6 protein-coding genes are annotated in these 6,764 nt (G+C 72.4%); 4 read left to right on the top strand and 2 right to left on the bottom strand.

Annotated features, from left to right (window positions below; translation table 11 throughout):
- Positions 1 to 62 precede the first annotated feature (62 nt).
- Complete coding sequence (locus DLJ59_RS22570; RefSeq protein ID WP_124774609.1) at positions 63 to 1,697, bottom strand: MFS transporter; 1,635 nt, start codon at positions 1,695 to 1,697, stop codon at positions 63 to 65.
- Positions 1,691 to 2,386, bottom strand: a complete 696-nt coding sequence (locus DLJ59_RS22575; protein ID WP_124774610.1) for an SDR family NAD(P)-dependent oxidoreductase — start codon at positions 2,384 to 2,386, stop codon at positions 1,691 to 1,693. Before DLJ59_RS22575 ends, DLJ59_RS22570 begins: the two co-directional genes overlap by 7 nt.
- Before the next feature lie 162 nt (positions 2,387 to 2,548).
- Here DLJ59_RS22575 and DLJ59_RS22580 point away from each other — a divergent pair, with 162 nt between their 5' ends.
- The 4 genes from DLJ59_RS22580 (at position 2,549) to DLJ59_RS22595 (ending at position 6,430) form a co-directional block, all read left to right on the top strand.
- Positions 2,549 to 3,841, top strand: a complete 1,293-nt coding sequence (locus DLJ59_RS22580) for a sensor histidine kinase (protein WP_124774611.1) — start codon at positions 2,549 to 2,551, stop codon at positions 3,839 to 3,841.
- Positions 3,829 to 4,494 (top strand): response regulator transcription factor, encoded by a 666-nt coding sequence (locus DLJ59_RS22585; protein WP_124774612.1) that lies wholly within the window; start codon positions 3,829 to 3,831, stop codon positions 4,492 to 4,494. Before DLJ59_RS22580 ends, DLJ59_RS22585 begins: the two co-directional genes overlap by 13 nt.
- Positions 4,495 to 4,597: 103 nt before the next feature.
- Positions 4,598 to 5,659: a Gfo/Idh/MocA family oxidoreductase gene (locus tag DLJ59_RS22590; protein WP_124774613.1), complete on the top strand. Its 1,062-nt coding sequence runs from the start codon at positions 4,598 to 4,600 to the stop codon at positions 5,657 to 5,659.
- 222 nt (positions 5,660 to 5,881) lie between these two features.
- Positions 5,882 to 6,430, top strand: coding sequence for a DUF1062 domain-containing protein (locus DLJ59_RS22595; protein ID WP_124774614.1), 549 nt, complete (start codon positions 5,882 to 5,884; stop codon positions 6,428 to 6,430).
- Positions 6,431 to 6,764: the final 334 nt, after the last annotated feature.

Consider the following 6,764-nt stretch of genomic DNA (forward strand, 5'->3'; position numbering starts at 1 on the left):
CCATCCTAACAACCCGGCCGTACGCCGTACGGCTGCTCCCGTCAGCAGCGCCGGGGTGTGCGTCAGAGCGCCTCGCGGTCGTCCGACAGTGTCGGGCCGGCGGCGGCGGGCACCAGGTGTCGGACCTCGGGCGCCCCCTCGGTCAGCTCCCGGGCCCGTTGCTCGGCCGCGCGGTCCTCACCGGTCAACCGGCCACCGTGCTGACGCAGGTGCTCGTCCCAGGACGGCACCAGATACACCTCGACGAACCGATCCACCGTCTCGGCCGGGCGGAACAGCCCCCAGCGCATCGCGCCGGTCCGTTGCCGCGCGCCCCGCACCAGGTCCATCGCCACCAGGAACTGTCGGGCCCGCTCCGGCCGGACCGTGTACTCCACCGTCACCAGCACCGGCCCCACCCCCGGGTCCGGTTCGCGCGCCAGGTGCAGTTGTGGCCAGTACACCGCCGGTTCACGGTTCACCGAGCGCAGGTCCGGCAACGGCCAGATCCGACTCGTCAGGGTGCCGACCAGCATCAACGCCGCCGCCGACAGGTACGCGAGGGCCAAACCGGCCATCTCGGCCACCACGCCCCAGAGCAGCGCGCCGACCGCCTGCCCACCGGCGAAACACACCTGGTAGACGGCCAGGCCCCGGGCCCGTACCCAGCTGGGCAGGAAGAGCTGCATCTCGGCGTTGACGTTGGCCAGCACCGTCACCCAGGCCATCCCGGCGGGCAGCAGGGCGAGCAGCACCAGCGGCACCGCGCGCACGGTGCCCACCACTGTCAGCGCCACGGTGAACAGCGCCCCGGCGATCAGCAGGAGCTGGTTGGCCGACAGCCGGGTACGGATCACGGCCAGCAGCACGCCACCCGCGATGGCGCCCACGCCGAGGGCGGCCAGCAGCACCCCGTACCCGCCGGAGCCCAGCCCCAGCCGGCGACTCGCGACCAACGGCAGCAACGCCCACAACGCGCTGGCCGGGACAACGAAGACCAGCGCCCGGCGCAACAGCCTGCGGACGGTCGGCGAGTGGCGAACGTAGCGGCTGCCGGCGCGCAACGCGGCGGCGAACCGTTCGGGCACCTCGACCGCGCGGGCGTTGCCGGGCCGCCAGCGCCACAGCGCGTACGCGAAGATGCCGAAGGCGACAGCGTTGATGCCGAAGACCGGGGCGACGCCGGTACGGGCGATCAGCACACCGGCCACCGCGGGCCCGACCGCCCTCGCCACGTTCACGCTGATCGAACCGAGCGCGGACGCCGACCGCAACTGCTCCTGCGGCACCAGCTCCGGGATCACCGCCGCCCAGGCCGGCAGGGTCAGCGCCTGCCCGACCCCGAACGCGAAGGTGAGGGTGAGCAGCAGCGCCGGCGGCATCCGGTCGGTCAGAGTGAGCAGCGTCAACGCCACCGCCACCGCCACCAGGAACAGCTGCACGGCGATCAGCAGGTGCCGGCGGTCGAAGCTGTCAGCCAGCACCCCGGCCGGCAACGCCAGCAGCAGCACCGGCAGCAGACCGGCGGTCTGCACCAACGCGACCAGGGTGGAGGCGTTGGAGTGGTTGATCAGCAGCCACTGCGCGCCGACGGTCTGCATCCAGGTGCCGATGTTGGCGGCGAGCAGGGCCAACCACAGGTTGCGGTAGACCGCCGTGCGCAGCGGCGCCCACGCCGAGGCCGGACGGTCGGCGGGTCCGGCTGCGGCCGTCACCACCGCCCGTCCGCGCGCAGCACGCGCTCACCGGAGACGTAGAGGTCGTCGGGTTCGAGCAGCAGCAGCCGGACGACCTCCGTGGCGACCTGATCGGGCATGGCGTACACCTCGTCCAGGAACTCGGCACCCACCCGTTCCTGTAGCCGCGTCGGCATCGGCCCGGGGTGCAGCTGCATCACCTTGACCCGGTTGCTGTGCTGGGCCTCGGCCAGCGAGTCGACCAGGCTGTTGCCGTAGCTCTTGGTGGCCCGGTAGACGGGGATGCCGGGCCGGGGAGCCGCCAGCGCCAGCGCGCCGATGTAGACGACATTGCCGTGGCCCTGCCGGTGCAGGTGCTGCACCGCCTCCCGCAGCAGGTACGTGATGCCCAGAACGTTGATCTCCACGGCTCGGCGGATGTGCTCCACCGACAGGTCGCCCAGGTCGCCGCCCGCCCACATCGAGGCGCAGGCCGCCACCCCGTCGATCGTGCCGTAGCGCTCGACCACCTCGGCGAACCCGTCGTGGACCTGCTCGTAGGAGGCGATGTCGCAGACCGCCCCGTCGCACCCCAGTTCGTCGGTCACCGCGGCCACCTCGGCCGGCACGTTGCCGAACACCACGACCTGATGCTCGTCGACGAGCAGTCGGGCCACCGCGAGGCCGAGACCACTGGTCCCGCCGACCACCACGAAGGTCCTGGCACCCATGTCTCTCCAGCCGCCGCCAGCACAGGTCACGCGGGCCGCGTGACGGCCCGTTCTTCCCGTTTCCGGACCCGGCACACGCGTTCACCGGTAGTGCTGGGCATACCCCGAAGAGTGGATCTGGACGGCTGGGGCACCCGGTCGCCCCCGATTAGCGTCTGCTGCATGACCACGGAACACCCCTCGCAGCTGGCCGAGGCGCTGCGCCGCCGCCGCTGGCTGCTCTCCGCGTGGCCCTGGCGCGCGCTGGCCTACCTGGTGACCACGGTGCCGATCGCCGGCGTGCTCGGCGTCGGGTTGCTCGTCATCGGCGCTCCGCTGCTGGCCGCCGTCAACGCGCTCCGGCTGCACGGCCGACCGCCGAGCATCGCGCTGATGCTGTTCCTGGCGACCGGCAGCCTCACCCTGCTGGCGTTGGCCCCGCTGGTGAGCTTCCCGGTGGCCGCCGTCGAGCGTTGGCGGGTCGGGCTGGTCGACGGTCGTCCGCTGCCGCCGTCGCCGTGGCCGGGCCTGGTCGCCCGCTACCGCAGCGCGGCCGCCTGGCGGGAGGTGGCGTACCTGTTCTGGCTGGGCGGGTTCACGCCGGTCGCGTACTGGGTGTTCCTGGTGCTGGTGCTGCTCGACCTTGGAATGATCTCCAGCCCCTGGCTGGCCGGCGACGCCAATCAGCCGGTGGTGATCTGGCAGCCGATCGACAGCACCGGCGAAGCCATCCCGTACGCGATCGTGGGGGTGCTGCTGATCCCGGTGCTCTGGTACGCCGTCGGCCTGCTCGCCGTCGTCCAGGCGGCGGTGGCCCGGTGGCTGCTGGCCCACCCGGTGGACGCGGCGGCGCTGCGCGAGGTCACCCGCTCCCGCACCCGACTGGTCGGCGCGTACGAGGCCGAACGCCGTCGCATCGAACGCGACCTGCACGACGGCGCGCAGCCCCGACTCACCAGCCTCACCCTGCAGCTGGGGCTGGCCCGGCTGGACGTACCCGAGGACTCCCCCGCCGCCCGCCCGCTCGCCGTGGCCCACGACCAGGCCCGGGGCCTGATGGTGATGCTGCGGCAGTTGGTGCACGGCATCCGCCCGCAGAGCCTCACCGACCTCGGCCTGGCCGGCGCGGTACGCGAGCTGGCCGACGCCGCCACCATCCCGGTCGCCGTGCACACCGACCTGCACGGCGAGCTGCCGGAGATGGTGGAGACCACCGCCTACTTCGTGGTCTCCGAGGCGCTGGGCAACGTGGCCCGGCACGCCGGGGCGACCCGCGCCGACGTACGCCTCACCCGGGCCGACGGTGACCTCGTCGTCGAGGTGACCGACGACGGTCACGGCGGCGCCGAACCGGCCCGGGGCACCGGTCTGACCGGGCTCGCCGACCGGGTCGCCGCCGTGGACGGCCGGCTGCTGCTGTCCAGCCCACCCGGCGGGCCTACAGTGGTCCGGGTGGAGCTGCCATGTCGTCGGTGACCCGGGTGGTGCTCGCCGAGGACGAGGTGCTGCTGCGCGAGGGTCTGGTCGCGCTACTGACCCGCTTCGACTTCACGGTCTGCGCGGCCGTCGGCTCCGCGCCGGACCTCCTGCGGGCGGCCCGCGACCACCAACCGGACCTGGTGCTCACCGACATCCGGATGCCGCCGGGCCGCCGCGACGACGGGCTGCGCGCGGCCGTCTCGTTGCGCGCCGAGCGACCTCAGCTCCCGGTCGTGGTGCTCAGCCAGTACGTGCAGACCGGGTACGCGGCGGCGCTGCTGGACAGCGGCGACGGCCAGCGGGTGGGCTACCTGCTCAAGGACCGGGTCGCCGAGGTCACCGAGTTCGTCGACACGTTGCGCCGGGTCGCCGACGGCGGCACCGCCATCGACCCGGACGTGGTCCGGCAGCTTCTGCACCGCCCCCGTGACCCGCTCGCCGCGCTGTCCGCCCGGGAACGCGAGGTGTTGGCGCTGCTCGCCGAGGGGCGCTCCAACGCCTCGATCGCCGGCCGGCTGCACGTCAGCGAGGCCGCGGTCGGCAAGCACGTCGGCAACATCCTGCTGAAGCTCGACCTGCCGCCCAGCGACGACACCAACCGGCGGGTGCTGGCGGTCCTCACCTACCTGCGCGCCGACCCGGTGAGCTGACCGGCGCCGGGCCGAGATCGGCCCCGGCCGCCCCCCGCGTAGATTCACCTCAGCGGTACCGGCGCCGGGTCAGGGCGCGGACCAGGGAGACAAGGGGCACGGCATGGCGAAGGCGCTGCGGGTTGGTCTGCTGGGGTACGGGCTGGCGGGCCGGGTGTTCCACGCGCCGCTGATCGCCGCGACCCCCGGGCTGCGGCTCGACGCCATCGTGACCCGCGATCCGCAGCGGCGCGAGCAGGCGCGACAGCACTTCCCGGACGCCCGCCTGGTCGACGACGCCGACGAGTTGTGGCGTACCCCGGATGCCCTGGACCTGGTCGTGGTCGCGACGCCGAACCGGCAGCACGTACCGATGGCGCGCGCGGCGCTCGCCGCCGGCCTGCCGGTCGTCGTCGACAAGCCCCTCTCCCCCACGGCGGCGGAAGGCCGCACGCTGATCGACGAGGCGGCCGAGCGTGGGGTGCCGCTGACGGTCTTCCAGAACCGGCGCTGGGACGGTGACTTCCTGACCGTCCGCCGCCTGGTCGAGCAGGGCGAGTTGGGGCAGGTGCTGCGCTTCGAGTCCCGGTTCGAGCGGTTCCGTCCGACGATCAAGCCGGGCTGGCGGGAGCTCGCCGGCCCGGAGGAGGCCGGCGGTGCCCTGTTCGACCTCGGCGCGCACCTCGTCGACCAGGCGGTGCAGCTGTTCGGTCGGGTCGACCGCGTCTACGCGGAGGTGGACCGCCGCCGCGCGGGCGCAGCCGTCGACGACGACGCCTTCGTCGCGTTGACCCACGCCAACGGGGTCCACTCGCACCTGTGGATGGGTGCGGTGACCGCTCAACTCGGGCCGCGCCTGCGGGTGCTGGGCGACCGGGCCGGCTACACCAGCTACGGGCTGGACGTGCAGGAGGCGGCGCTGCACGACGGCGGCCGACCGGACCAGCCGGGCTGGGGCGAGGTCCCGCCGGAGCGCTACGGCCTGCTCGGCGTCGACGGTGACCTGCGGCCGGTGCCGACCGAGCCCGGCGCGTACCAGAGCTTCTACGCCCAGGTGGCTGCCGCGCTGCGCGACGGCGCACCGATGCCGGTGGACCCACGGGACTCGGTCCACACCGTCGAGTTGATCGAGCTGGCACACCGGTCGGCGGCCGAGGGCGTGGTGCTGCCGGTCCCGACCGCCTGAGCGGTTCGCACCTCCCGCCACCCGGGGTCCTGACGCGTACGCGAAAACCAGTGGAGCGGCGCCGCCGTGCGCCGTTACCGTGCTGCGCAACCAGGTCGTCTAGGCAAGGACGTGCCGTTGTACACCCTGTGAGACCTCCCGAGAGCTGATCTGTCGCGCGTCGCGCCTGTGCGCCGCGCTCCTTTTTGCTGCGGACTTTCTCACTGAAACCGGTGTACCTCTGTGCTCATTCATTGGGCCATCGTGCCCACCTGCCTGCCCATCGTTCGCCGCCGTTGCCACGCGTGCGCTTCCCGATGCCTTCGGGCGAGCGGCAAGTTCCGGGTCAACGCCAACCACAAGCTCATCGACGTCTGGCTTCTCGTGCTCTGCACCGAGTGCGGGGAGACGGCGAAGCTCACCGTTCTGGAACGGATGACGGTGCGCACCATCCCACCCGAGCTGCTGGACCGGCTCCACGCCAACGATCGCGGCCTGATCGCCGAACTGCTTCAGGATCCGGACGTCCAGCACCGCAACCGATTCGCCCTGGACTGGGACGACGCCTGGCGTCTCGACACCGGCGGATCGGATCACCTGGATTGCGACGTGATCGACGTCGCGGTCCGCAACGCGGCGCGGATCCCGGTCCGGCCGACCCGACTGATCGCCGACGGTTGCGGTCTGTCGCGGGCCGAGGTCGGCCGACTCATCACGGAGGGGAAAGTCGTTTCGGCGGCCCGGTTGAGCGGCAAGCTCTCCGGCGACTTCAGCTTCACGCTCAAACGCTGACCCGTCCTCGGGGTCTGTCCGGCCTGACGCCGGGCAGACCCCGAGGGCCTGTTTCATAAGGACTGGCCGGCCTGCGACGGGCCCGGGACGACGACCGGCGGCGTTGCGGTTTCGTCCGGATACGACACCGGTATCCGAACGGAACCGCGCCTTGCCGGATCGCCGCCCGGACTCCGCCTCGGCTCGACCGCCCTTATGAAACAGGCCCTAGTAGTGCTTTGTTAGGTTCTGTGGCGTTTGTTGCGGTGTAACGGCTTCACGGGTTGGTGGCAGGTGAGGCAGGCGCCGGTCCAGGTCGCGAGGAGTCGTTGCAGCTCGCGGATGACCGCGTAGA

This window comes from Micromonospora inaquosa (assembly GCF_003857055.1).
Lineage (GTDB): Bacteria > Actinomycetota > Actinomycetes > Mycobacteriales > Micromonosporaceae > Micromonospora > Micromonospora inaquosa.